Origin of the sequence: Pseudomonas sp. A-1 (assembly GCF_004801855.1) — a bacterium.
Taxonomy (GTDB): domain Bacteria; phylum Pseudomonadota; class Gammaproteobacteria; order Pseudomonadales; family Pseudomonadaceae; genus Geopseudomonas.
The window spans coordinates 1-26093 of the sequence record NZ_SSTC01000063.1; the positions used below are offsets into that span (position 1 = coordinate 1).

Below are 26093 nucleotides of genomic sequence, written 5' to 3' on the forward strand. Positions count from 1 at the left end.
CGCTTCCTGATGCCGATCACCATCCCGGACGCCCAGCTGGACAAGGGCCTGGCCATCCTCGCCGAGTGCTTCGACGAACTGGCCTGATCCCCGGCCCTCGCCACGCCCGCCCCGCGCCCTGCGCGGGGCGGGCGTTCTTCTTGCGGCTTGCCGCGCGGCGCGCAGTCGCGACCGCCGGCAACGCCAGCAGCCCGACACCGCAGGCCGATCAGATCACCCGATAGGCGCTGCCGGCCTCCCACTCGCCTGCCAGCATGCAGCGGTCGCGACCGCTGCGCTTGGCCTCGAGCAGCGCCGCATCGGCGCGGTTGAGCACCTGCGAGTAGCCTTCCGGAGCCCGGTACTCGGCCACCCCGAAGCTGGCGGTGATCGCCAGGCGCTGCTCGCCGACCATCACCCGCAGCTCGCGCAGGGCGCCGCGCAGCCGCTCGATCAGCGGCAACGCGTCGGCCAGCACGGTTTCCGGCAGCAACAGCAGGAACTCCTCGCCTCCCCAGCGCCCGCACAGGTCGCAGCCGCGCACGCTGGTCTGCAGGGCGCGGGCGATCTCGCTGAGGGCGCGGTCGCCGACCTCGTGTCCCCAGGTGTCATTGATCAGCTTGAAGTGGTCGACGTCGATCATCGCCAGCACGAAGGCGTGCCCGCTGCGCTGGCTGCGCAGTTCCTCCTCGCGCAGGCGCTCCATCAGCAGGCGGCGGTTGGCCAGCCCGGTGAGCACGTCGCGCTGCGAGGCGGTCTTCAGCGCCTGGTTGAGGTCGCGCAGCATGTCCTGGTAGCGGTCGGAGATGCGCGCCACCTTCTCCAGCTGGCGCAGCTGGCGGTGGTAGCGTTCGGACAGCGAGAGGTTCTGCTCGCGCGCCAGCGACTGGTAACCGTCGGAAATCCGCGCGATGCGCTCGAGCCGCGACAGCTGGTCGAGGTTCTGCTGCTGCAGGCGCGCCAGCGCCTCGCGCAGCGGGTGGCCATAGTAGGCGGGGTCGCTCAGCAGGCTCTCGACCAGCAGGTCCAGTTCGCTCTCGCTGTTCATGGGCTGCTACTCGCCGTGGGCCAGGATGGCGAAGGGGAAGCTGCAGTCCTCGCGGAACTCCTCGGCCAGCTCGGCGACCCGCTCGTTGCGGCTGTCGTAGTACCAGTTGACGCTGACCGGGCGGCCGTCGCGATGGGCATCCTCGAGCAGGTCGAAGATGTCCATCAGCGCCTTGATCGAGCTGGTGTTGAGGTACAGCAGGCGCAGCTCGAGGGCCAGCGGGCGGACCTCCTCGCGCAGGAAGCGCTCGACCCAGTCGATCACCTGGCCGAACAGCTCGAAGGAGTTTTCCGGGTAGGAATCGCCCTGCATGGCCAGCACGCCAGCGCTCCAGTCACCCTGAATGGCCGGCGTGGACTGGGTTCCGTGTATGTTCAGTACAGTCATGGTCATTCCCGTGAAAAGTGATCAGATCACCGCGCGCAGGCTGAAGAAGGCGCGCCCGCCGGTCTGTTCGCGGAGCGAGGCGTGCAGCGGCCGGCTCGACTTGCGGGCGATGTCGAGCAGGCCGAGGCCGGCACCGCTGGTGCTTTCGCCGTCGCGCGGCTTGCGCAGCTGCTCCTTGTAGGCGGCCTTGAGCTGCACCTTGTCCAGCCCGGCCAGGCCCTCGACCCACTCGACCAGCTGCAGGCCGTCGGCGTGCTCCACCAGATTGCCGGCCGACACCACGTAGCGGCCGTCCTCGTCGCGGGCGATGGCCACGGTGGCCGAGGCGTCTTGATCGCTGTAGTGCATGCGGGTGGCGTAGTGGCGGATATTCTGGGTCATTTCGATGTAAACGGCGAACACGTCCATCGCCGCCGAGGGCTGCGCCTGTTCGGCCGCCAGGTAGTTGCGCAGGGCGTTGCCGATCTCCTCGATCAGGCTGCGCGAGATCGGCCCGTTGAAGCAGAGCATGATGCGCTGGCGATTGTAGTTCTCGCGCATGGCCAGCAGGTCATGTGTGTCCATGGTCACTCCTTGGTTCTGCACCTAGTCGAAACGGAAGGAAAGCACGGTGATGTCGTCCAGTTGCGGGTGCCCGCCGCGGTAGGCCTCGAGGCGGGCGACGAAGCGCTCGGCCTGCTCGGCCAATGGACGCTGGGCATGGCTGCGCAGCAGGTCGACGAAGCGCCGGCTGCCGAAGCCGAAGCCATGCTCGCCGCCGGCCTGGTCGAGGAAGCCGTCGGTGCACAGGTAGAAGGTCCAGCCCGACGGCAGCTCGATGTCCTGATTGGTGTACTCGCCCTGGCGCTTGTCGGCCAGGGCGCGGCGAGCGCCCTTGTATTCGCGCACCTCGTGGCCGTCGCTGGCGTACAGGGCGATCTTCGCCCCGGCGAAGCGCAGGCGCCGGGCGCTGCGGTCGACCCATACCAGGCCGGCATCCATGTTGGTCGCCAGGGCCCGCGACACCTGCTCCTCGCGCAGCATGCCGCGCACCGTGCGGTCGGTCTCGCGCAGGATCGCCGCCGGGTCGTCGACCCCGGCCACCGCGATGGCATGGTCGATCGCCGCCCGCGCCAGCATGGTCATCAGGGCGCCGGGCACGCCGTGGCCGGCGCAGTCGACCACGCCGAGCAGGCAGCCGCCATCGCCCTCGCGGTACACGTAGAAATCGCCGCCGACCACGTCGCGCGGCTGCCACAGCACGAAGTGACGCTCGCCCAGCGAGGCGGACAGCTGGCGGTCGGGCAGGATGGCGCGCTGGATCAGGCTGGCGTAGTCGATGGAGTCGTCGATCTGCTTGTGCGCGGCGACCATCTCGCGGTTGGCCTGCTCCAGGGCGCGGGTGCGCTCGCGCACCTTGCCCTCCAGCTCGGCGGTGTGCCGATGCACCTGGGCCGCCATGCTGGCGAAGGCCGCCGACAGTTCGCCGATCTCGTCGCCGCGCGCCGGCGGCAGGCTGGTGGCGTAGTGGCCGGCAGCGATCGCCTTGGCCGACTGCTTGAGGCTGCGCAGCGGCTGCAGCAGCAGGCGCTCCATCGCGTAGGCGAAGCCCAGCAGCAGGGCGGCCAGCAGCACCACCAGGGTGCCCAGCAGCGGCCACAGCCAGTTCTGGTCGAGCAGGCGTGCGGCGTGCAGGTCGACCGCGGTGAGCAGGTGCCAGCGCAGCGGGGCGATGTAGCTGAGCGCCAGCAGGCGTGGCTGGCCGTCGATCCGCGCGTGCAGGATCTGCACCCCGTCCGGCTCGGCCTCGGCGCGCCGCAGGGCCGCGCGCAGCGCCTCCCGCTCGGCCGGCGTGCCGAGCAGATCGAAGATCAGGCCGGCTCCGGCGGCCTGGCCGGCGCCCGAGCTGTAGGCGATGCGCGAGCGGTCCGGGTGGGCCTGGATGGCGCCGTCGGGGGCGAGGATCATCGGCGTCACCCCGTTGTCGCGGCCGACCAGGAAATCGGCGAGGAAGTCGCTCAGGTCCAGGCCGGTGCCGGCCAGGCCGAGCACACGGGCGCCCTCGCGCACCAGCACGTTGATCCACAGCTTGGTCTCGCCCAGCTTGTGGTCGACGTTGACGTTGAGATTGTAGGTGGCCTGGCCGCCTACGCTGGCGAAGTACCAGGCATCCTCCGGATCGGCGGGATCGAGCCGGTAGCGTGGCTGGGCGCCCGCCGCGGCCTCGGCGTCGACGAAATAGTAGCTGCGGCTGGGCTCGGCGATGACGAACCAGGACTGGTCGCGGAAGTCGCGCCGATAGCCCTCGGCCTCGGCGAAGAAGCGCGCACGGCGCTGCGGGTCGGCCTCGTCGAGCAACCACTGGCGGGTCAGCTGGGAGTTGGCGAAGCGCCGCGCCAGGGCCAGCTCGCGGGCTACCGGGGCGAGGATGCGCTCGCGGTGCAGCAGGGTGAAGTTGCGCGCGTAGGCCTCGCCGAAATGCTGGCGAATCTCCTCCATCGCCCGCCAGCCGAGCAGGACCGCCGGTATCGAAGCCAGCATGCATGCCAGCAGCAAGGCCAGTACCGACTTGCTGCGCAGCCCCCAGTTCGCCGCCATGAAGAGTCTCCCGGCCTCCGCCGCGTCCGGCCTAGGCCGGCAAAAGTGCCATTGTGCAACCTGCCCGCGGCAGGGGTACAGCCCCGCGTCGCAAATGCCGCTCCCGCCTGCCGGGCGGCAGACGGGAGGCGGTGGCGCCTTCAGGGCGCCGGGTTGGGTTGTCCGGTGTGGATGCGCTCGATGCCGGCCAGCAGCTCGTCGCCGAGCTGGAGGTCGAGACTGGCAATGTTGCTGTCCAGCTGCTCGAGACTGGTGGCGCCGATGATGTTGCTGGTGACGAACGGCCGGCTGGTGACCCAGGCCAGCGCCAGCTGCGCCGGGTCGACGCCGTGCTCGCGGGCCAGGGCGACGTAGGCGCTGGCCGCCTGGCGCGCCTGCGGGTTGTTGTAGCGCTGGAAGCGCTCGAACAGGGTCAGCCGCGCCCGCTCCGGCCGGGCGCCGTTCTCGTACTTGCCGGACAGCAGGCCGAAGGCCAGCGGCGAGTAGGCCAGCAGGCCCACCTGCTCGCGGATCGCCATCTCCGCCAGGCCCACCTCGAAGCTGCGGTTGAGCAGGTTGTAGGGGTTCTGGATCGACACCGGGCGCGGCCAGCCGCGGGTTTCGGCCAGCTGCAGGAAGCGGTGCACGCCCCAGGGCGTCTCGTTGGACAGGCCGATGTGGCGGATCTTGCCGCTCCTGACCAGCTCGTCGAGCACCTCCAGCGACTCCTCGATCGGCGTGATGTGCGCATCCGGATCGTGCTGGTAGCCGAGCTGGCCGAAGAAGTTGGTCTGCCGGTCCGGCCAGTGCAGCTGGTAGAGGTCGATGTAGTCGGTCTGCAGGCGGCGCAGGCTGCCGTCGACGGCGGCGACCAGGTTGGCGCGGTCGTGGTGCGGCCGGCCGCCGCGGATGTGGGTGATGCCGTTGCCCGGCGCCGCCGCCTTGCTGGCGATGATCCACTGCTCGCGGCCGCCATGGCGCCTGAAGTAGTTGCCGATGATGGTCTCGGTGGCGCCGCAGGTCTCGGCCCTAGGCGGCACCGGGTACATCTCCGCGGTGTCGATGAAGTTGATCCCGGCGGCTCGCGCGCGGTCGATCTGCGCGAAGCCCTCGGCTTCGCTGTTCTGCTCGCCCCAGGTCATGCTGCCCAGCGCCAGCGCGCTGACCTGGATGCCGGTCGTGCCGAGAGGGCGATAAATCATCGCAAGCTCCTGTCGATGGATGACGAAAGGGCGACAGCGTACTACCAAACGCCGACCGCGGTTCAGATGCAGAAGTCCACCGCCAGTTCGTCCTTCGCCGCGCCCTGATAGCGACGCATCAGCGCGGCGAACTCGTCCGCCGGCACCGGGCGGCCGAACAGGTAGCCCTGCACCTCGTCGCAGCCCAGGCGCTCCAGCTCGGCGCGCTGTGCGGCGGTCTCCACGCCCTCGGCGATGCTCAGCATGCCCAGGCTGCGTGCCATGCCGAGGATCGCCCGGACGATGGACTGGTCGTGGCCGTCCTCGCTGATGTGGCGGACGAAGGACTGGTCGATCTTCAGCTTGTGCACCTGGAACTGCTTGAGATAGCTCAGCGACGAATAGCCGGTGCCGAAGTCGTCGATCGACAGCAGCACGCCCAGCGCACGCAGGCGCTGTACCACGGCGATGGCTGCGGCGGGATCGTGCATGGCCACGCTCTCGGTCAGCTCGAGCTCCAGGCAGTGCGGCGGCAGACCGGTCTCCTGCAGCACCTCGGCGACCAGCTCGACCAGCGCCGGGTGGCGGAACTGCGCCAGCGACAGGTTGACCGCGACCGTCGTCGCCGCCGGATAGCCGCAGGCCAGCCAGTCCTGCATCTGCTGGGCGGCGCGGCGCAGCACCCACTCGCCGATCGGCAGGATCAGTCCGCTGCCTTCGGCGATGGGGATGAACTCGGCCGGACTGATCGCCCCCAGCTGCGGGTGGTTCCAGCGCAGCAACGCCTCGGCGCCGACCAGCTCCCGGCCGTCGATGCTCATCTGCGGCTGGAAGCACAGGTACAGCTCGCCGTTGTCCAGCGCCTGGCGCAGGGCGTTCTCCAGCTGCAGGATGCGCGCAGACTGGCGCTGCATCTCGGCGGTGAAGAAGCGGAAGCCGTTGCGCCCTTCCTGCTTGGCGCGGTGCATGGCGATGTCGGCGCGCTGCGACAGGCTCTCGAAGTCGCGGCCGTCCTCGGGGAACATGGCGATGCCGATCGAGGTGGTGATCACCAGGCTGTGCTCCTCGATCCGGCAGGGCGCGGCCAGCAGCGCCTTGAGGCGCGCGGCGACGTGGGCGGCGCCCTTGGCGTCGGTATAGGGCAGCACCAGCACGAACTCGTCGCCGCCCTGGCGCGACAGGGTGTCCTCGTCGCGCAGCACCGCCTTGAGGCGCTGCGCCACCTCGACCAGGAAGGCATCGCCGATGCGGTAGCCCAGCGAGTCGTTGATGTGCTTGAAGTGGTCGAGGTCCAGGTACAGCACCGCCAGCGGCTGCTGGCTGCGCTCGGACAGGCCCAGCGCCTGTTCGCAGCGGGCGGCGAACAGCTTGCGGTTGGGCAGGTCGGTGAGCGCATCGAAATGCGCCAGGCGCTCGATGCGCTGCTCGTCCAGCTTGCGCTGGGTGATGTCTTCCTTGATCGCCAGGTAATGGGTGGTCTGGCCGGCATCGTCGAACACCGGCGAGATCAGCACCGCCTCGGTGTACTCGCTGCCGTCCTTGCGCCGGTTGACGAACTCGCCGCGCCAGGCCCGTCCGCTGGTGAGCTGCTGCCACATGTCCTGGTAGGTGCTCTGCGGCGTCTTGCCGGAGTGCAGCAGCTTGGGGTTCTGGCCGATGGCCTCCTCGAGGCGGTAGCCGGTGGCGCGGGTGAAGGCCTGGTTGGCGTACTCGATGCGCGCGTCGAGGTCGGTGATGACGATGGTGCTCGGGCTCTGTTCCACCGCCTGGCTCAGCTTGCGCAGGGTGACCTGGTCGCGGGCGCGCGCGGTGACGTCGCGCGACAGCACGACGAAACGCGGCTCGGCATCCGCCTCGCGCTGCATCATCGACACCGACAGTTCGAACCAGTGGTCGCCGTCGGCCAGCGGGATCTGGATCTGCCGGCCGGACGAGTAGCCGCAGGCCTGCGCCTCCTCCAGCGCCGCGATGCAGGAGCGCGCCGCCTCCAGCGGCAGCGCCTCGTAGACGGTGCGCCCGAGCAGCTCTGCGCTGCCGACGGCCAGCTGCTCGCGGCGCGGGGCATGCACCTGCAGGTAGCGGCCGTCGCGGTCCAGCTCGAACAGCAGGTCGGGGATCGCCGCGAGGATCGCCTGGGAATGCCGGCGCGCGTTGTGCAGCGCGCGGTAGGGCGCCGCGATCATGTCGACGAACACCGCGCCGTAGAGCAGCAGGTAGGCGATCACCTTGTAGACGTGACCCATCAGGTTGAAGCTGTCGGTGACCCTGGCGTACAGGGTGAAGAACAGCTCGCTGAGGATCATCGCCAGCACTGCCGCGAGCAGCAGCGGCACGTTGAAGCCGCTGGCGTGGCGCAGGCGGGCGAGCAGCACGCCGACGGTCAGCAGGTGCACGACGATCACGCCGTATTCCGCCCACAGCTTGAACGCGGTGAGCCCCCGCCCGGGGATGAAGGTGGCCGGCACCCAGTGCGGCCGCCAGAGGAATACCCAGTGCACCGCCGCCACCAGCAGCAGGACGCCGAGGAGCGGCACGAAACGCTGGTGCGCCGGCGGCGACTCATCCGTGCTGCCGGGCGCCGGCCAGGGCAGCCAGGCCACCAGCAGCAGGGCGCAGGCGGCCAGGTAGCGCGCCGCCAGCCAGAAATGGATGGCCTTCTGCGGGTCGCTGGGGGTCACGTAGTCGGGCATCCCCTGGAACGACAGCATGTGCGAGAAGTCGAGGATGGCGACGCCGAGGAAGGCGCAGGCGAGCAGCAGGACGTTGCGCTGCGGGTGCAGGCTGTGGGTATTCCAGCCGACCGCGAACACCAGCGCCGCAACGGCGATGGCGGTGGTTTCCAGCAGCATGTGCCAGGGCAGGTAGTGGTCGACGGCGGGCAGCGCCTCGCCACCTAGCGCCAGCAAGCCCATGCCGGCAAGCAGCACGAGCAGCACGCCGAGGGTCGGGCGCAGCGAATCCCGGTATTGCGGGTGAACCCGCCTCAAGCCCAACAGCACGTGCTCCCTCTCCCTGCCCCTGCCGACCAGCCGTGGCCCGGCGACCCGCCTGCCACTGTAACGACTGTCTTCGTCGCCAATGTGACGGGCGAATGTGCCTGTCCGCCTGCCGGGCGTCAATGTCTGTCGACAGGCGCTCCGCCGATTTGCGCGCAGCGGCGGCTCGCCGATTTATTGACGCCAGCAGGTCCGGGCGGCGGCCGGCTGCGGCACCGTGGCGAAATCAGCGGTAGAGATCCGCCCGGCTCCAGGGCAGATCGTGGGAGCCGTCGGGGCGCGGGCGCACGGCGAGGATCTGGTGCAGGTTGATCCATTCGCGCTCGAAGCCGTAGGCGCAACCGGCCAGGTACAACCGCCAGATGCGCAGGGCGCGCTCGGGCACCAGCTGGCGCGCCTCGTCCAGGCGCCGCTCGAGCCGTTCGCTCCAGAAGCGCAGGGTGCGCGCGTAGTGCAGGCGCAGGCTTTCCACGTCGACCACCTCGAGACCGGCCTCGCTCATCCGCGCCACCGCAGTGGCCAGGTGCGGCAGCTCGCCGTGGGGGAACACGTAGCGGTCGATGAACGCACCGCCGCCGCGCCCGACCGGGCGGCCGTCGGTGTGCCTGGCAGTGATGCCGTGGTTCATCACCAGGCCACCGGGCTTCACCGCGCGCTGCAGGGTCTGGAAGTACAGCGCCAGGTTGGCGTGGCCGACGTGCTCGAACATGCCGACGCTGACCACCTTGTCGAAGCGGCCGTCGCCGGGCAGATCGCGATAGTCGAGGTAGTCCAGCTGCACGCGGTCCTGCAGGCCCTCCTCGGCCACCCGCTCGCGGGCCAGCCTGAGCTGTTCCCGGCTGAGGGTGATGCCGTAGACCTCGGCGCCGAACTCGCGGGCGGCGTAGCGCGCCAGGCCGCCCCAGCCGCAGCCGACATCCAGCAGGCGCTCGCCGGGCGCCAGGCGCAGCTTGCGGCACAGGTGGCGCAGCTTGGCCTGCTGGGCGGTGTCCAGGTCCTCCGTGCCGGTCTCGTAGTAGGCGCAGGAGTAGACCATGTCGCGATCCAGCCACAGCCGGTAGAAGTCGTTGGACAGGTCGTAGTGGTAGTGGATGTCCGCCGCATCGCTCGCCTTGTCGTGGGCCGGGCGCGCCGGCGGGGCGGCCTCCCGGTCGCCGAGCAGCGCCGCGGTGAGTGCATCCGCCAGCTGGATCGCCTGCTCCAGCGATCCCTCGATGTCCATCGCCCCCTCGACATAGGCACTGCCGAGCAGGTCGAGGCTGGGGTGCGCCAGCCGGGTCAGCAGCTGCGGGTCGCGCACCTCGAGGGTCACCTGCGGCTCGGGGCCGAGGTCCAGTTGGTGGCCGTCCCACAGGCGCACGCGCAATGGCAGTTGCAGCGTGCGCAGGACGGGCGGAAGCATCGCCAGCATGTCCGATCCCCCATTCATGGAAAGCCCCTTGAAGGGTAGTCCAGTCTCGGCCATTCGTCGGCCTGCCCCGCGCCGCGGGGAAACCGCGGCCGGAAACGCCAGAGCCCGGCTGCGGCCGGGCTCTGGACAGGTGTGGGATGAAAATAAAGTTTCATCCTAAGGCTGGAGGCAGAAGGAAACCTCTGCACACACCCAACCTCATGATAAATCTTTAAAAATCAATGACCTAACCATCAATTAAGCATGCTCAGGCACTTTGTCAAGCCTTTGCCGGGATGACGACCAAAGGCGTTAAAGTATCATCCTAATTTTCGGCCAGCCTCAGGAAACGCCGGAAATCGTGAAAATAAAGTTTCATCCTTTCCATCCTTCATTGCTCTAGGTTCAGCGGAGGGCTCCGAGGGAGACAAGGGACCTGTAGTGTCGATCACTAATGGGATAGATTCTTGCAATTTAGCGCCAGCAGAAACTGCCCTGGAGATGATCTCAACCTGATCAAAAAGCGTCCAAACCTCTGGGTTGGAGGATTCATCACCCACGGTGTGGGCTTTGCGGCTCGACTCCAGCGACTTTTCAGACAAACCCTACGCGGGCATGATGGCGACTCAGGCACCTATCCCATCCCTGCAACCCAGCAGAGCATTGCATGCTCTGCAAAAGCTAAGGTCGCTCATGTAGTCATCCAGCCAGTGACGCGCTGATCCTGGTGACGCTTGAGCGCATGCTCATCTGAAAGCAAAGGAGCAACAACGCTATGGCAAGCACTGACAAAGGCAACACGACTGAGACGGGTGCTATAGCAATAGTTGTGCCTGACTATGCGGCTGTCCATCCTGCCTGGCTACGAATGGAGGACCAGATCCAGTGGTATGACGGAAAGAGCCTGGACAGCCATTTCTGGTACAGATGGCTGAAGATAGCGCAAGTCGCCTTAGCTGTACTGATTCCGGTGATGAGCCTCTTGCCGGCGGATCTCGCGAAGTGGGCCACGGCCCTTTCGGGTACTGTGATAGCCCTGCTTGAGGCCGTGCAGCAGATGAACCAGTACTCCACACTGTGGGTAACCTATCGTGCCACCGCAGAGCGACTGAAGCACGAGAAGTATCTCTTTTTGTCCGCCGCCGGCCCCTATCGCGGCCTGCAGGAACCGGAACGCTTGATACAGCTTGCCGAGCGCGTTGAAGAACACGTTTCGACGGAGCACGCCAACTGGTTCAACGAAACTCAGCGCATCGCCAAGACGGAGAACAAAGGATGACTATGCCCCGTCTACTGGAGTTGGAGATCAGCGGCAAAGCTCTCCCGCTGCCAATTTACTTTCCTTCGATCTCGTCGGTGAAAACAGCCCTGCAACCTCTGGATTACCTTCAAGTTCTCTCATCGCTGGTGGGCTTGAATGGGCAGTACCTGGTGTCCGCATTTGACTTGGCCGCGCTCCCTAGCCCGGAGGTTGCAGCGAGTTTATTGGGCGCGTCGCGTGCTGCCGGGGCGGTTACCCTAATGGATTCGGGCAACTACGAGAGCTTCTGGAAAGATGCTCAACGGCAGTGGCTACAGCCTGCTTTCCATGAGGTGCTGAACGCCTTTCCTTGCGACCTTGCCTTCGGCTTTGACGAGCAACAACCACCTACTGATTCTGCTGAACACTTGGCGCTGCTGGTGGCACAGTGGCGAAAAGACCAAGCGGCTGCTGGCGCCTGCCAGGTGGTACCGATCATTCATGCTGAAGCGAGCAAATTACCTAGCCTGTGTAGCGCCGTTGCGGACCAGACTGGTGTTTTCATGCTGGCTGTTGCGGAGCGCCGACTTGGCGATGGCGTGATTGACCGCGCCCGTGCGGTGCTTGCCATTCGCAACGCGCTCGACAAACTGGACCGCTACGTGGCCCTGCACCTGCTCGGCACGGGAAACCCTATCTCGATTGCCTTGTACTCGGCGATGGGCGCAGACAGCTTTGATGGCTTGGAGTGGTGCCAAACAGTTGTCGACCATGACACAGCACTGCTTTATCACCTGTCGCAGGCAGACTTCTTTGCCACACAGACCGCATGGTCAGAGGCTGGACTTTCGTTTCAGGCGCGCACGCTTGCGCATAACCTGGAGTTCTACGCCTCGTGGATGCAACAGTTGAGAGAGGCAATCTCCAAGGGGGAGGTGGTTGACTTCTGCCGCCAAAACTTTCCCTCTCATGTGTTTCGACACTGTGCTGCAGCATTCGACTGGAGTGTGTCATGAACGTCGACATCATCAATCGCACAATTGACGCCATGTGCAGCGAGATCAAGGATCAAGGCAGTTCAGCGTTGGACTGGAAACTGCTTACCGAGGATGAATTGCTGTACGAAGCAGCTCTTTGCATCTTCGGTAGCCAAATGCAGTTCGAGTTGGCCGTAGCCACCGCAGACCGGTTGCGGGATTGTGGCTTACTGCTATCGAAACATCTGGCAGACATGCCAGACTACGAACCCCAGATTCTCGATGCGCTCAGCCAACCGCTGTCATTGGCTGGCAAGGACGGGGCTGTGCGCTGGGTGCGCCCCCGATTCAAAAACCGTCTGTCGTCATTGCTCGCCACCACGGTGCTGGATATTTATGGGAAGGGTCACTCCCTGCGCAAGCTGTTGATTGCAGCCGAAGGAGCCAAGGATGCGCGCAAGGCATTGATGCTGAGCGTGTGGGGTTTTGGACCAAAACAGGCGAGCCTCTTCTTGCGACGGGTCGGTTACTGTGCCGATCTTGCCGTACTGGACATACATGTGCTTGATTACCTCCACCTGACACGCGGGCTCAGGGTTGCCCCGAACAGGCTTGGACGCCTGTCCTGCTACGAGGAAATCGAAGACACCTTTCGTGAGATCGCTTCCCGATTTGGGCACTCGCTTGGCTGCGTCGATCTGGCTACCTGGCTGACTATGCGCGTCGCGAAGCGGGAGGCCTACCTGTGAGCTTTGTGAATCTCGTTTCGGGCGGCCTCGACTCGACCTTGATTGCCATCATGGCCAAGGAAGACCATATCAACCAATTTCCCTTGTTCATCGACTACGGACAGCGGGCTGCAGCCAAAGAGTGGGCGACATGCCAAGCCGTTCACAGGCAGCTCGGACTACCTGAACCCACCAAGATGGATCTTAGCGGATTCGGCCAAGTCATCGCCTCCGGTCTAACAAACACGGGAATGGACGTGAAGGAAGACGCCTTCACACCAGGTAGGAATCTGCTGTTCTTGCTGATGGGCAGCGCATACGCCTATCAAGTCGGTGCATCATCGGTTGCCATTGGCTTGCTGGCCGAACAGTTCAGCCTGTTTCCGGATCAGCGGCAACCCTTCCTTCTTCAAGCAGAGCAGGCTATCGAGGCTGCGATGGGGCGACGGATCAAAGTCTTGACACCCTTGATCGAATTTGGGAAAGCCGATGTTGTGAGACTTGCGACGGAAAAAGGTATCTACGGGACGTACTCTTGTCATACGGGTGAAACTGTGCCATGTGGTCACTGCATCGCCTGTCTCGAATTTCAGTTCAACGAAGGAGAATAAATATGGGCGGAGGTTCTGGTGGTGGCTTGTTCAGCTCTGATATCAAAAGTCTGGAAGACAAGGTAAAGCAACGGCTCTCCGAAGCCAAAAGGGGTGTCAGTAGGCATGTTTTCATCAGCTTTGACCATGAAGATCTGGACGAAGTTAATCTTCTTCGTGGTCAAGCGAAAAACGATAAGCTGGACCTGCAGTTCGATGATCATTCGGTCAAAGAACCCTATGACAGCGCGAATGCTGATTACATCAAGCGGCAAATTCGCGAGAAAATTGACCGATGCTCAGTAACACTTGTTTACCTCACCGACAAGACCGCCGATAGCAAATGGGTTAATTGGGAAATCGAGGAGAGCCTTAAGCGCGGCAAAGGCGTTATTGGTGTTTATAAGGGCGACACTCCGCCTACCAGAACACCGCCGGCGTTTCAGCAAAATGATGGGTGCAAAGCAGTGAAATGGGAGCATGCGACCTTAACCGGAGCGATTGAGGACGCAAGTACCAAGCGCTGATAACTGACGCTCCAGCGCTCCTCCAAGAGCGAGCCAGAAACGGCTACAGTTCAAGTCAACCAAGCTCTGGAAGAAAAGTTTTCGCGTATTTCGAGTGGCTTGCCACGCACGCAGAGCTCTTGTGTTGCGGAGCTTCCACGGGCATCTATTGCATCAGAAAGTACGCGAAAACTTTTTTGCTCTCACTTATCAGCGTCACGCCTATCTCGTTTTAACCAAAGCACATGTGCACATGAGTCATCGCCCAGAGTTCCTAACGCCTGGTAATCAATCCACGCCATATTCCCCTCGTTGAAAATCCCCCAATCAAGAAAGGCGCGACGTTCACCCCGCATGAGCCAGAGTAGGGTGTAACCAGACTGGACGAGCAAGCGTTGTAGTGGCTCAAGCCTTGCAAACAGAGCATCTTCACCCAGGGTCCATCCAGCCAGCCCAAAAACCACTTCATTGCCGTGCATAACGCAGCCGCGCTCCAGGTCGACCGACAAGCCCCACTCCCGAAACAGGCGGGGCCAAGGCATCAGCACGGGACGGTGTTCGTCACTCCGATCCGGATCTCCGGAGCTCGCAACCATAGGCATCCAAGGCACTGGTAGTAGATCATCAAAGCTGAATCCATGCTCCATGCTGAAGCCTGTATCGAAGTCACCGCGCAAGTCTGCCCACGCCAGAAGACTGCTGTTCGAGTCCGACGCAATATCTATACGCCCGATTCCTGCAAGACGCTCCTGTACAGCGGTCTCCTCCAGCGCAGCAAGAATCATGGGGACGTTTTCTGTTTCAACCAGGAAAGGCATAATCTGCCACCAGATGTCAGCCCTGTAGCATTGACCAGTGCTCCATTCTCCTGGTGGATGTTCGTCCACCCAGCTGCGTTCCGTGGCCAGCTGAATCCAGGGACCTTCGCCCCAGCCGGCAGGAAGTTCTTGCGTGTTATGGATGAGATCCGTTGGTGACAGATCAGCGGCAGACGAGTTGGCCCACTGCCTGATTCCCTCTAGTGTGGGTATGGGCCAGCGGATGCCTGTCAGACTCCAAGACCTGCTATTGGCACTATGTCGCCGTCCTGCCGGCACGACGGTATATAACCAGCGGGATGGATCAATTAACTGGATGTAGCTGATCTGATCGGGACTTTCATAAGTTTTTGGTTCGTCGCGCCAGTCGGGCACCATCTTGTAGTTATCAGCCAGAAAGGCCAGAATAGTTTGCCAGCCGATCCACTGATATTTCTTGCCAACTCGCTCATTTCTGCCCTCGCCCGCGATCCGACTGTTCTCCTGAGCGTAATAGCCAGTGTCAAAGGTATCGAAACGTTCGGCAGCCCAGCCTAGATGAATGCAGTTCCAAACTACGAAGCGTGCGGCGAGATGGATGTCGAACATGGGAGGTTTTTTTCTTCTAGTGCCCATGACAGCTCCAGAGGGGCGAGCCGGTGCGGCTGATCCAGCCAATGGCTCGGCCAGGAAATGCTTGGTGCCTGAAGTAGCTCCCATGACGTACCAGTAGAAGTCCCTCCCAAAACAGGAACCAACGATGCTGAGATATCCCCGTGCATTCTGTGCGCTGCGTAATTCTTCTTCGGTAGGCAGGCTGTTTAGCGGCAGGCTGCTTCGGTACGGGGGGCGGACTAACGGCAAATCTGCTTCAGGCAGCCAGCCATTGGCATGTGCCTTCTCAACAATGCAGCGGGTGTAGTGGCGGATGGTAAGGTGGCACCAGCGGGCATTCCCCTCGGGGAACTGGCTTGCGTAGACCAGTTGGGCAGCCTCTGCACAGTGCTTAGTGGCCTTGCCTTGCATGAGCACACCGAGTACGGCAATCAAAGTGCCCTCCAGCACATAGGCATCATTCACTGCTAGGAAGTCGGGCAGGAACCTTGGTAGCACCTGCGGGCAAGCCGCCAGTACCCTGGTGAGGCCGCGTATAGCTGCTTCACGCTGGCCCCGCTGGCACGTTGAACTGGTCCAGCCCAGTAACTGAGCTGCAGGGAGAGCAACGGTTTCATGCAGGCCACTCAGATCAGCCTCGCCGGCCCAGCGCAGCAGAATGTGCAGGTTGGAATTCTTATCGAACCACAGGGGGATCAGATGGATAGTCCAGTCCACGTCCCGCTCGCCGGGGCTGGTCATCCTGCATAGCCAGGGATGGAGAAGTTTTTCCATGGCAAATGGATGACCAGGAATCAGCGCGAGGCGGATCAACTCATCCATGCTCTCGGATGAGCTGTTGAACAAGGAAAGTGTCCTGAACCACTCCAGCAACTCGCTGGGCGAGTTGGCAAAATCTTCTGGCTGGTGCCGCCAGCGCAAGCTATCCAGGTAGGCGTCCTGCAAGTCCCAGTCTGCCTGTTTCCAGCCATTGGGATGGTCATACTGCAATGAAAGCAGTGCGGGAATTTCTGCCCCGATCATGCGTGGAGCCATCAGGCATAGAGCTCTCAACAAACCAGCCCGATTGATGTTCATGGGGTGCTCCATGAACATCGGATTAGCCAGAGGGTGCAAGCTCCCATCTGATGCCATGGCCGCAACCAGTGCCTGAAGGCGCGCGTGCTGATCCGGCAATGATTTGAACAGCTGGGCCAGCAGCCGGTCGAGGATGAAGGTGTCACATAGACGCTCGTAACCGAACAGGATCAGATCCTCATCTTCATCGTTTATCTGATCAAGAAGAGCACCAGCCGAGCACAGGTAGGCAATGATCCCCCTGCCTCCGGTCGTCTCTTCAGCGATACGGTCTGCTTCAAGTCGCGACAGGCTGAATCGCCCTGACTGGATCATGGCATCGGCCAGGCGGTTGAGCGTACGGCGTATGGGGTTACGGCGGGTTTGGTCGTCCAGATTTAGCTTGCCAACCGTGTCCTGTTCCAGTCGCTCCATCCAGCCCAGCCACACCTCCAGCCATGAAGGTAGCCAGTGAACGGGTTGCTTTCTCCCCAGGAGGCTCTTCACCAGCAACTGGACGTATAGCGGGTTGCTCAACTCACCAATGGGTGGCGCAACCGGAATCTGTACTCCGTAATACGCGCAGTAGACCGTCAGGGCATTTGCACCAACATCACTGAAGCCGGGATGCTGGTATTCCACCCATGGAGCGGGACGATCATTTGCCAGTGTGGGAAGAACAAGATCACGGTAATCCGAACGCACGCCCAGTACGACGGCAAGGTGGGGGCGGGCAAGGATGTCACTGAGCATGCTGCTCAGCTGCCCCTTCCAGCGAGCACGATCATGGGTCTCATTGAGAGCGTCGATGACGATGAGTGCCCGCTGTTGCCGCTGGGCGGCCGCATTTTCCAGCTCGTCAAGAAAACTCGTCTGCGTACCGGGATATTCCAGCCGCTGTAGAATTGCGCTCCAGAGATCGCCGCTGGCCGAAAGCGTGTGCCCGAGAACACCGACGGCTATCTGCTCTTCCGCTAATGCGCGGTTCAGCTCATGCACCAGCGTATGGGTCTTACCCTGACCAGCGGGTCCCGTCAGTAGTAGGACACGACTTTGGGCGTAGGGCGCGAAGGTTTTGAAGAGCTCACAGGCATCGTGAGATTTCAAAGCCAACTGCTGTAGATGGTGCTGACGATAACGCTCCCGTTCTGTTTGCTTCTTTTCCTTATTACGGTCGCCTGCTTGCTCATGTTGCTCCCACGCGACTTCTGCAAGTTGTGCCAGTAGATCGCGAATGGACGCGAAGTCCGGCAGTACTTCCCAGCGAGGGGATTTCCGAAGCTGGTGGGAAATGCCTGTCAATCGATGGCGATATGTTTCAATAACTGTTTCGTTAGGCAAATGTTCCCATATCTCAGCAAGGGCTTTGTCGAACTGGCGGACAACTGCCGGACGAGCCAGCAGCCAGTCGAAAATCTGGCTTATCTCGCTTTCCACATGGGCGTCGGCGGTATAGCGCGGGCCGGCATCGTGGGTAAAGCGCTGTGCTTGCTGCTGCAGCCACTCATCCAAAGGCAGCCGGGTATGCGGGTGCCATTGACTGATCAGATGGCGTAGGTGCTGGTCAAGCTGGGCAGAAAAATCTTCGGTGTGATGAAAGCGGTGTACAAAGCCCTTGCCGCCATCTTCTGAAAATGGTGCGCCGGAAAAGAAGGCTTCGAGCCGCGCCAACTGGTCGGCATCGGGAACCGCCCCGGCAGTCGCTTGTAGGCGATAAACCAGCAGGTGCGGCAAGCTAGCTCCTCGCCGTCGTGCAGCCCATGCACGATGGAATTCATATTCACTACCGGAGCCAAAGCCTGCTCCATCCGGCTTTCGATACAGGCACTGGTACTCTGGCAAGGGGGTGCCAAAACGGTTGCGGAAGATGCCCAGATAGATGTCGCAGGCTTCAGGTACGAGCAGTCGCTCGTTTACAGAGGTTTGAGGGGACTGATGGGCCTCCATCGGAATCCCCCCTTGCCAGTCCCAGGCAACGACCTCCAGCCTAGCGAAAACGCTGATCACAGGGTCGGCGTTGAGCCTTGCAACCAACGCATGCACTGCCTGCCGTTCAGATGTACAGTCGCCCGGAGATGAAAGAAAGATTCTGATTGAGTGCATTGCTGGAGCCTTGTGCTTGGAATACCTTTGACATTGATGCCCTTGGGGATCCTTGATTGTGATCCATCCCCCCATGCGCACATCATGCACAAAGTCTTTCGAGCACTACAGTTCATACGGTTAAGCTTTAAGGAATTCTCATGCCCCCCCTATGTTTCGTCCTGATGCCTTTTGGCCGCAAGCCCGCCAGCGATGGCCGATGGGTGGATTTCGATGCGGTATATCAGCAGCTGATCGCTCCGGCAGTACGAGCGGCAGGGCTGGAGCCGCTCCGAGCGGACGAGGAGCAGGTAGGTGGCGTGATTCACAAGGCTATGTTCGAGCGGCTGATCTTGTGCGAATTTGCCGTTGCCGACCTCACCACAGCCAATGCCAATGTGTTCTACGAGCTGGGTGTGCGTCATGCACTTCGACCGGCGGCTACTCAGCTTTTGTTTGCCGATGGATGGGGCCAACTGCCCTTCGATGTAGGGTTGTTGCGCGGGCTACCCTATCGCTTGGGGCTGGATGGCCGCCCAAGTCACCAGGCTGAAGACTGCGCAGCACTCACCGTCAAGCTGCAGGCCGCGCGCCAGGATCTGGCAGATAGCCCGCTCTTTCAGTTAGTGGAGGGGTTTCCAGACATTCAGCACCTGAAGACCGATATTTTCCGCGACCGCGTACAGTACGCCGAAGATCTCAAGGCCCAGTTGGCCAAGGCACGCAAGCAAGGGGCCGAAGCCGTAGCGTCTGTCGAAGCAGCGCTAGGCGACATAGCGTTAGCCGAAGCTGGCGTAGTCATCGATCTGATGTTGTCTTACCGTGCGGTATCGGCCTGGCAACAGGTCGTGGATTTGGTTGCACGTATGGCGCCGCCGCTGGCCGCCACGGTGATGGTGCGTGAGCAGTTGGCTATGGCGCTCAATCGCCTGGGGCGTGGTGAGGAAGCCGAGCACATTCTGACCGAACTGATCCGCGAGCGGGGTGCTAGCAGCGAAACCTGTGGCTTGCTCGGTCGAGTGTACAAGGATCGCTGGCAGGCTGCGCTGAAGGCTGGCCATAACGCGCGCGCGCAAGGCGTGCTCAAACAGGCAATCGATGCCTATTTACGAGGCTTCGAGAGCGACTGGCGTGATACCTACCCGGGTATCAATGCAGTGACGCTGATGGAGTTGAAAAGCCCGCGTGACCCACGCCAAGCAGACTTGCTGCCGGTGATGCGCTATTCCGTCGAGCGCCGAATAAGTCGCGGTCAGCCGGATTACTGGGACTACGCTACCCGCCTAGAACTCGCCGTGCTTGCCAACCAACCCGACATAGCTCACCAAGCTCTGAGCGATGCACTTGCCCACTTACGCGAAGGCTGGGAAGCGACGACCACCGCTAACAACCTACGACTCATCCGGCAGGCCCGCCAAATACGCGGCGAGCAAGACGAAATAGGACTGGGCGAGCTGATTGCAGAGCTGGATTCAGCCTGCCAACAATTTTAAGTCATCTCCAATCTTTGGCACATTGCAGAAATGGGAAACGGGACGTCCGAACCTCTTCAGAAGCAAGCCAACAACAGCTGCCGGTAGTGCTGAGAAAAACTGACCTGATAGCTTGGTTCAGCAGCAAAATCCCCCAGCGAGCAGGCGCCCCCCGAACCTGCACCAAGATCCTGCCCGGCCTCACCATTACCCCCACTGCCATCGGCCTCGCTGCCAGCCCCCATCCCCTCAGCCATAGAGCCAGCAGGAGCAGTGGACATCTGCACCCGGCTCAGCACTGCCAGGTCATCCGGCAGATCATCCGCAATGCGCTCCGCAAAGCGCCGCAATGTGAGCTCCGCCAGCATGAACAGCCAAGCCTGATCATCGGACTCGCCCATCCGCCGCAGCACGCGCCCCAGCACTTGCCGGTAGTGCAGCTCAGTACGGATGCGGCTGAGGTAGCAGCACACCTGCAGGCGGGGGATGTCCGTACCCTCGCTGATCATCCCAACAGCGATGATCCAGCGGCAATCACTGTGCCTGAACGCATTGATCACCTGCTGGGCATCCGGGGTCCGATTGGTGACGACCCTGTAGCTTTCCCCCTTGGCATCCAGTGCCTGAGCAACCTGCTGGGCATGCTCGATATCGGTAGCGACCACCAGACCAGCCGCATCCGGCTTGATCTGACGAAGCTCATCTAGCTTGGCGCATCCCAGACCAAGCAGTTGATCGATCACTTCGTCATGGCGTAGCAGGTCTTCGTAGGTGACGGGGGATTCCCCCAACAGCTTGGCGATGCTGGGGAACAGCCTGACGGTGCGCTCGGTCTCCAGCTCCTCCGTGAGCTTCACCTTCTGGTTGTCGAGAAGGACGATGCGGGGCACGCGGCACACCCCGTCAGCAATGGCCTCCCTCAGGCCATAGCGGTAGTCGCAGATCAAGTGTCCCTCGGGGGACGAGTAGCGGGCCAAGGCAATGGCTCGGTCGTCCGAGCGCCATGGCGTGCCGGACAACGCCAAGGTGAAAGCGGCGCGATCCTGTATCCGTTGCAGGATCTGCTGTCCCCAGGCGTTGCTCAGCAGCGGATCATGCCCGGCGCAATGATGAATCTCGTCGAAGACAGCGAATACGCGGTAGTCATCGAGGAGCCGCCAGAACGCCTCGTCACGGTAATCCATGGCCTGGTAAGTGTACGCGGCCCCCACAGCGCCGAGCAGGCCGTCCAGACGCTTGCCGAGCACCGCCGCGAAGGTCGAGCGGAAGCCGTCGACGACCTGGCACGACGGTGCGAAGCACAGCACCAGATCGATCCTCCCTTGTTCCAGCAGGCAGCGGGCCAGCTCTGCCGCCATGCGCGTCTTGCCGGCGCCCGGCGTTGCCTGGCAGAAAAAGTGTGGCGAGGAAAGGAAGTGCTCCAGCGCCGTATCGATGCAGCGGCGCTGCCAGTCTCGCAGTGATGATGTCATCGCGTAGAGGCAAGCGTCTTGAGCGTCTTCTCGACAGCGCGAAGGTGTCCCAGCAGCCGCGAGCTGCGATCTCTGGCCTCCAAGTACTCGCCTTCGACCTTGTCGCGCAGATGCGGCATGTCATCGAGGAGCTGCTTGTAGCGCTCCGCCTCGCCCATCGCCGACAGGAAGTCCAGCCGGATTTCCTTGAGAAGAACTTCCAGATGCTGCTCCGCATCGAATGAAGGGTTGGATGGCACGCTTCCGTGCTCAGGGACTGACGGCTCCGGCTCGCACACGGCCTTGAGGCTGTTCTCGAACCCACCGTCGACCAGCTCCAGCTGCAGGTTCTCCGGGAACGGTTGCAGGTGGTAGACCTGTCCACGCGAGCGGCGCTCTTCATCAGGCAAGAGCCAGCCTGCGCGGAGCATGCGACGGATCTGCTCGTATACATAGCGGCGCACATCGCCAAGACGGAAGGTCAGGCCTCCCAGGCGCTGGGCATAGGCATCCCGCAGCTCACGGGTCGTGAACTGTGAGCGCCCTTCCTCTTGAAGCAGCTCATACAGGCGCCTGTCGAGGATGAACGTGGCGGGTTTCATACAGGCCCCCAAGGGGTCGTAGCGGAGAAATGCGGATTATAGTCCGTGGCCTATGCGTCCGCAAACGCAGGATAGTGCCGCCTCAAGTGGAGTTGAGGCGGTCATGGATCAGTTGGCGAAAGCGTTGGGGGCACGCATCCGGACGCAGAGAAAGGCCTGTCGGCTTTCTCAGGATGCACTGGCGCTGGCCTGCAGCATCGACCGCAGCTACATGGGCCGCATCGAGCGTGGCGAGGTGAACATCACCGTCGAGAAGCTATACCGGATCGCCAGCGTGCTGACCTGCGATCCGGTGTCACTCTTGCCGCGTCATGAAGAGCTATAGCTCCGTACCCTGATCACAAAAAATCGGATCACTCACCAGCCAACTGACCAGCACTGGGTGTAGAGGCCCATGCTTGTCCGCCACCAGAGCAAGCTCCTGCCTGGACCGCTCCTCTACCCGCCCTGCCAAATAAATAGCATCTGCCGTCGGGTAATGCCGTAGCAGACGCACCGCCTGCTCTCGAATGGCTTCAGGAAAGCGAGAGTCTCGGGATAGCTCCAGCAGAAACTCCCTCGTTTGCACCAAGCTATTGGTGCGCTCATGAACCATAGTCATCGCATCGCTCCTGCAGTGCCTACGGGGAGGCATTTCTCAGTCAACATTGTGCTGCCATGATTCACTTCATGCAGTGGCATCCACTGGGGCTGGGCAAGATCAGGCGCACTTGCGACCCCAGTCGCAGCTCATTGCCCGTCATCCTCCTCGTCGACGGCGACCAGCGTAATGGTGCCGCCGCTTTCGTCCAGTTTGTCGCTGTAGCCGCAGGCGACACATTCGCGGTGCGGCACACCTTCCACGAACCACATGCGTACGCTGTCCATGCGCTCGCACGCGGGACAACTAGCGCCAACGATGAACTGCTTCTTCGGCTCCAGCGCTGGTGGGACAGCGGGTACTTTCGGCTGCCCGTTCATGCTTCACCCCGGTTGCGCAGGAAATCTCCGGTCTTGGCGAAGGCATCTTTCAGGTAGGCACGCAGCTCGGCATCCATCGGCGTGTCGTCCAGCGCCAGATTCATGCAGTGCAGCCACTGGTCGCGCTCGCTCTTACCAATGGAGAACGGCAAATGTCGGGCGCGCAGGCGCGGATGGCCGTGCTTCTCGATGTAGCGCTGGGGACCGCCGAGCCAGCCGCTGAGAAAGTCGAAGAACGTGTCGCGGATCTCGCGGGTGTCGGGATTGTGCATGTCGCGCACGATCTCAACGCCCGGCTCGCTGAACATCAGGTCGTAGAAGCGATCAACCAGCTGGCGCAGCGGCTGGTCGCCGCCCAGTTGCTGGTAGGGGATGAATTCGGATGCGATTGCCATGGGGGCCTCGTGCAGTGGAAGGTGCCGGCGCGGGGGTCAACCCTGCGCCGGCCACAGGATCAGGTAGCCCAGCCCCATCAGCAGCCAGCCGCCCAGTGGATGGAAGACGCTGCGCCACAGCCGGCTGTACGGATCGAAGCCGACACTGTGGATGAAGCCGCTGGAGATGCCCCACATCACCAGCATCAGCAGGCCGTGGCTGTAGCGGCCCTCGGCGTCGAGCATGGCGGCGGGGTGGATCAGCAGCACCAGCGCCAGCGGCGCGGCGAGCAGCAGGGAGACAGCGCGGCTGATGCCGCGCTGCAGCCAGGGACGGGGCTCAGCGGTCACCCGCATCGCCCTCGTCAAGGTTCTGGGTGGTTTCCAGCCACAGGGCATTGATGATGCCGAAGCTGCAGGCCAGCAGTACACCGAGGATCCAGGCGAAGTACCACATCTGTCGTTCTCCTTGGCCCTGAGTGGGCACATCTCGTGTAGGAGCGAATTCATTCGCGACCCACGCCGCAGGCGTGGCCAACCGCGGAATCGCTGCGCCTCGCAGGCGAGGCGGTCGCGGATTAATCCGCTCCTACAGTCATGGTTTCAGTACAACCCGTGCGGGTTGCTCTCGATGGTCTTGTTGCTCAACCGGCCCCACATGCGGGTGTAGCACCACAGGGTGTAGAGCAGGATCAGCGGCACGAAGATGCCTGCCACCACCAGCATGATGCCCAGGGTCTTGTGGCTGGACACCGCGTCCCACACGGTCAGGCTCGACGCCGGGTCGAGGCTGGAGGGGAAGACGAAGGGGAACAGCGAAAAGCCCGCGGTGCAGATGGTGCTGACGATGGCCAGGCTGCTGCCGAGGAAGGCCAGGCCGCCGCGGTTAAAAAGCGCGCCGAACAGCGCCAGCACGCCGCCGGCCAGGCCTGCCAGCGGGGCGAGGCGGGTCAGCGGGTACTGCGCGTAGTTGGCCAGCCAGCCGCTGTTGTCCAGGCTCACCTGTTTGTGCAGCGGGTTGAGCGCCGCGCCCAGATCGGCAAAGCCGCCGATCAGGCTGTAGCCCTGGATGCCCAGCACCAGCCAGGTGCCGGCCGCGGCGAAGCTGACCAGGTACACCAGCGCGCACAGCTGGGTGGCCTTGCGCGAGCGCTGGTGCAGCTCGGCGTCGGTACGCAGCATCAGCCAGGCGCCGCCGTGGGCGCAGAGCATGCTCAGGCTGACCACCCCGACGAGCAGGGCGAACGGATGCAGCAGGGCGAAGAACGAGCCCTCGTAGGTCGAGCGCATCAGCTCGTCGAGGCGGAACGGCAGGCCGAGAAACAGGTTGCCGAAGGCCACGCCGAACAGCAGCGCAGGCGCTGCGCCGCCGACGAACAGCGCCCAGTCCCAGGCGCCGCGCCACTTCTGGTTCTCCAGCTTGCTGCGGTAGTCGAAGCCCACCGGGCGGCAGAACAGCGCGAACAGCACCAGCAGCATCGCCCAGTACAGCCCGGAGAAGGCCACCGCGTAGACCATCGGCCAGGCGGCGAACAGCGCGCCACCGGCGGTGATGAACCACACCTGGTTGCCGTCCCAGTGCGGGGCGATGGTGTTGATCGCCACCCGCCGCTCATTGTCGGTCCTGCCGACGAAGGGCATCAGCGCCATGGCGCCCATGTCGAAGCCGTCGGTGAGGGCGAAGCCGATCAGCAGCACGCCGATCAGCACCCACCAGACCAGTTTCAGGGTTTCGTAGTCGAACATGACACTCTCCTCAGGCCTGGGCGGGTTTTGCGGCGGCTTGCCGTTCGAAGTGGTAGCGGCCGGTGTGCAGGCTGGACGGGCCGAGGCGGGCGAACTTGATCATCAGGTACATCTCGATCACCAGCAGCAGGCTGTAGAAGGCGATCAGCGCGATCAGCGAGCCCCAGACGTCGCCAGTGCTCAGGCTGGACGCGGACAGGTGGGTCGGCAGCACCTCGCCGATCGACCACGGCTGGCGGCCGTGCTCGGCGACGTACCAGCCGGTCTGCGCGGCGATCCACGGCAGCGGCAGGCTGAGCAGCGCCCACTTGAGCAGCCAGGGCTTGCTCTCCTCGTTCTTCTTCGCCGAGGCCCAGAAGGCGCAGGCGAACAGCGCCAGCATCAGGAAGCCCGAGGCGACCATGGCGCGGAAGCTCCAGAACAGGCTGAACACGTGGGGAATGGTGTCCTTGGCGGCGAGCTGGATCTGCTCCTCGCTGGCATCGACCACGTTGGGGGTGTACTTCTTCAGCAGCAGGCCGTAGCCCAGATCGTGCTTGACCTGCTCGAAGGCGGCGATGGTTTCCGCGCTCTTGTCGCCGCCGCGCAGCTGTTCGAGCAGGGCGTAGGCGGTCATGCCGTTGCGGATGCGCCCCTCGTGCTCGGCGATCAGGTCCTTGATGCCCTTGACCTCCTCGTCCAGCGAACGGGTGGCGATCAGGCCCAGCGCCCAGGGAATCTTCACCGCGTAGTCGGTGCGCTGCTCCTCCTGGTTGGGCAGGCCGAACAGGGTGAAGCCGGCCGGCGCCGGATGGGTTTCCCACTCGGCCTCGATGGCCGCCAGCTTGGTCTTCTGCACGTCGCCGATCTCGTAGCCCGACTCGTCACCGAGGACGATCACCGAGAGAATCGAGGCCAGGCCGAAGGCCGAGGCGATGGCGAACGAGCGGCGGGCGAAGCCCAGATCGCGCTTCTTCAGCAGGTAGTAGCTGGAGATGGCCAGCACGAAGATCGCCCCGGTGACGTAGCCGGCGGCCACGGTGTGCACGAACTTGACCTGCGCCACCGGGTTGAAGATCAGCGCGCCGAAGTCCACCAGCTCCATGCGCATGGTCTGGTAGTTGAACTCGGCGCCCACCGGGTTCTGCATCCAGCCGTTGGCGATCAGGATCCACAGCGCCGACAGGTTGGAACCCAGCGCTACCAGCCAGGTCACCGCCAGGTGCTGCACCTTCGACAGCCGATCCCAGCCGAAGAAGAACAGGCCGATGAAGGTCGATTCGAGGAAGAACGCCATCAGCCCCTCGATGGCCAGCGGCGCGCCGAAGATGTCGCCGACGTAGTGGCTGTAGTAGGCCCAGTTGGTGCCGAACTGGAACTC

At 63.1% G+C, this 26093-nt stretch carries 25 protein-coding genes; 8 read left to right on the top strand and 17 right to left on the bottom strand.

Going from position 1 to position 26093, the window contains the following annotated elements; translation table 11 throughout:
* A partial coding sequence (locus E5198_RS22040) for a hypothetical protein (RefSeq protein WP_256659148.1) occupies nt 1-87 on the top strand: 87 nt, incomplete at its 5' end.
* 121 nt (nt 88-208) lie between these two features.
* Here E5198_RS22040 and siaD read toward each other — a convergent pair.
* From siaD to cfaB, 7 genes are all read right to left on the bottom strand, one after another.
* Nucleotides 209-1027 carry a biofilm regulation diguanylate cyclase SiaD gene (gene siaD / locus E5198_RS14420; protein WP_136490694.1) on the bottom strand — a complete coding sequence of 273 codons (819 nt, stop codon included), beginning with the start codon at nt 1025-1027 and terminating at the stop codon, nt 209-211.
* Nucleotides 1028-1033: 6 nt separating this feature from the next.
* On the bottom strand, nt 1034-1414 hold the full coding sequence (gene siaC / locus E5198_RS14425) for a biofilm regulation phosphoprotein SiaC (protein WP_136490695.1): 381 nt from the start codon (nt 1412-1414) through the stop codon (nt 1034-1036).
* Nucleotides 1415-1435: 21 nt separating this feature from the next.
* Nucleotides 1436-1978, bottom strand: a complete 543-nt coding sequence (gene siaB / locus E5198_RS14430; RefSeq protein ID WP_136490696.1) for a biofilm regulation protein kinase SiaB — start codon at nt 1976-1978, stop codon at nt 1436-1438.
* 21 nt (nt 1979-1999) lie between these two features.
* A complete protein-coding gene (gene siaA, locus E5198_RS14435) occupies nt 2000-3991 on the bottom strand; it encodes a biofilm regulation protein phosphatase SiaA (RefSeq protein WP_136490697.1) in 1992 nt (663 codons plus the stop codon).
* A gap of 140 nt (nt 3992-4131) precedes the next feature.
* Nucleotides 4132-5172: an NADP(H)-dependent aldo-keto reductase gene (locus E5198_RS14440; RefSeq protein WP_136490698.1), complete on the bottom strand. Its 1041-nt coding sequence runs from the start codon at nt 5170-5172 to the stop codon at nt 4132-4134.
* A 62-nt stretch (nt 5173-5234) separates the two neighbouring features.
* Nucleotides 5235-8150: an EAL domain-containing protein gene (locus E5198_RS14445; RefSeq protein WP_218569062.1), complete on the bottom strand. Its 2916-nt coding sequence runs from the start codon at nt 8148-8150 to the stop codon at nt 5235-5237.
* 223 nt (nt 8151-8373) lie between these two features.
* The gene (gene cfaB / locus E5198_RS14450; RefSeq protein ID WP_136490699.1) at nt 8374-9558 is read right to left on the bottom strand and encodes a C17 cyclopropane fatty acid synthase CfaB; all 1185 of its coding nucleotides are present in this window, start codon (nt 9556-9558) and stop codon (nt 8374-8376) included.
* Between the two features lie 754 nt (nt 9559-10312).
* On the opposite strand from cfaB, the gene E5198_RS14455 reads away from it, so the two are divergent.
* Genes E5198_RS14455 through E5198_RS14475 form a run of 5 tightly spaced genes read left to right on the top strand, consistent with a single transcriptional unit; the run spans nt 10313 to nt 13599 of the window.
* The gene (locus E5198_RS14455; RefSeq protein WP_136490700.1) at nt 10313-10816 is read left to right on the top strand and encodes a DUF4231 domain-containing protein; all 504 of its coding nucleotides are present in this window, start codon (nt 10313-10315) and stop codon (nt 10814-10816) included.
* Complete coding sequence (locus E5198_RS14460; protein WP_136490701.1) at nt 10813-11793, top strand: hypothetical protein; 981 nt, start codon at nt 10813-10815, stop codon at nt 11791-11793. Before E5198_RS14455 ends, E5198_RS14460 begins: the two co-directional genes overlap by 4 nt.
* The gene (locus E5198_RS14465; protein WP_136490702.1) at nt 11790-12503 is read left to right on the top strand and encodes a hypothetical protein; all 714 of its coding nucleotides are present in this window, start codon (nt 11790-11792) and stop codon (nt 12501-12503) included. The genes E5198_RS14460 and E5198_RS14465 overlap by 4 nt, the downstream gene beginning before the upstream one ends.
* Nucleotides 12500-13093 (top strand): 7-cyano-7-deazaguanine synthase, encoded by a 594-nt coding sequence (locus E5198_RS14470; protein WP_136490703.1) that lies wholly within the window; start codon nt 12500-12502, stop codon nt 13091-13093. The genes E5198_RS14465 and E5198_RS14470 overlap by 4 nt, the downstream gene beginning before the upstream one ends.
* A 2-nt stretch (nt 13094-13095) precedes the next feature.
* Nucleotides 13096-13599 (top strand): TIR domain-containing protein, encoded by a 504-nt coding sequence (locus E5198_RS14475; protein ID WP_136490704.1) that lies wholly within the window; start codon nt 13096-13098, stop codon nt 13597-13599.
* Nucleotides 13600-13781: 182 nt separating this feature from the next.
* Here E5198_RS14475 and E5198_RS14480 read toward each other — a convergent pair whose 3' ends face one another.
* Nucleotides 13782-18224, bottom strand: coding sequence for a DUF4062 domain-containing protein (locus E5198_RS14480; RefSeq protein WP_136490705.1), 4443 nt, complete (start codon nt 18222-18224; stop codon nt 13782-13784).
* A 65-nt stretch (nt 18225-18289) separates the two neighbouring features.
* On the opposite strand from E5198_RS14480, the gene E5198_RS14485 reads away from it, so the two are divergent.
* Nucleotides 18290-19621, top strand: coding sequence for a TRAFs-binding domain-containing protein (locus E5198_RS14485; RefSeq protein ID WP_136490706.1), 1332 nt, complete (start codon nt 18290-18292; stop codon nt 19619-19621).
* Nucleotides 19622-19677: 56 nt separating this feature from the next.
* Here the strand turns inward: E5198_RS14485 and E5198_RS14490 are convergent, their stop codons facing one another.
* Both E5198_RS14490 and E5198_RS14495 read right to left on the bottom strand, forming a co-directional pair.
* Nucleotides 19678-21072, bottom strand: coding sequence for a DEAD/DEAH box helicase (locus tag E5198_RS14490; protein ID WP_136490707.1), 1395 nt, complete (start codon nt 21070-21072; stop codon nt 19678-19680).
* A complete protein-coding gene (locus E5198_RS14495; RefSeq protein WP_136490708.1) occupies nt 21069-21653 on the bottom strand; it encodes a hypothetical protein in 585 nt (194 codons plus the stop codon). The genes E5198_RS14490 and E5198_RS14495 overlap by 4 nt, the downstream gene beginning before the upstream one ends.
* 103 nt (nt 21654-21756) lie before the next feature.
* Between E5198_RS14495 and E5198_RS14500 the strand changes: the two genes are divergently transcribed.
* A complete protein-coding gene (locus E5198_RS14500; RefSeq protein WP_136490709.1) occupies nt 21757-21978 on the top strand; it encodes a helix-turn-helix domain-containing protein in 222 nt (73 codons plus the stop codon).
* On the opposite strand, the gene E5198_RS22210 is transcribed toward E5198_RS14500, so the two are convergent.
* The 7 genes from E5198_RS22210 to E5198_RS14535 all read right to left on the bottom strand — a co-directional run.
* Nucleotides 21973-22287, bottom strand: coding sequence for a BPSL0761 family protein (locus E5198_RS22210; protein WP_305956061.1), 315 nt, complete (start codon nt 22285-22287; stop codon nt 21973-21975). The genes E5198_RS14500 and E5198_RS22210 overlap by 6 nt on opposite strands.
* A gap of 95 nt (nt 22288-22382) precedes the next feature.
* A complete protein-coding gene (locus E5198_RS14510) occupies nt 22383-22613 on the bottom strand; it encodes a YheV family putative zinc ribbon protein (RefSeq protein WP_136490711.1) in 231 nt (76 codons plus the stop codon).
* Nucleotides 22610-23008, bottom strand: coding sequence for a group II truncated hemoglobin (locus E5198_RS14515; RefSeq protein WP_136490712.1), 399 nt, complete (start codon nt 23006-23008; stop codon nt 22610-22612). Before E5198_RS14515 ends, E5198_RS14510 begins: the two co-directional genes overlap by 4 nt.
* Nucleotides 23009-23044: 36 nt before the next feature.
* Nucleotides 23045-23344 (bottom strand): cyd operon YbgE family protein, encoded by a 300-nt coding sequence (locus E5198_RS14520; protein WP_136490713.1) that lies wholly within the window; start codon nt 23342-23344, stop codon nt 23045-23047.
* Complete coding sequence (cydX, locus tag E5198_RS14525) at nt 23328-23444, bottom strand: cytochrome bd-I oxidase subunit CydX (protein WP_136490714.1); 117 nt, start codon at nt 23442-23444, stop codon at nt 23328-23330. Before cydX ends, E5198_RS14520 begins: the two co-directional genes overlap by 17 nt.
* Before the next feature lie 146 nt (nt 23445-23590).
* On the bottom strand, nt 23591-24733 hold the full coding sequence (gene cydB, locus E5198_RS14530) for a cytochrome d ubiquinol oxidase subunit II (protein ID WP_136490715.1): 1143 nt from the start codon (nt 24731-24733) through the stop codon (nt 23591-23593).
* Between the two features lie 10 nt (nt 24734-24743).
* Nucleotides 24744-26093: cytochrome ubiquinol oxidase subunit I (locus tag E5198_RS14535; RefSeq protein ID WP_136490716.1), on the bottom strand; the 1350-nt coding region annotated here is incomplete at its 5' end.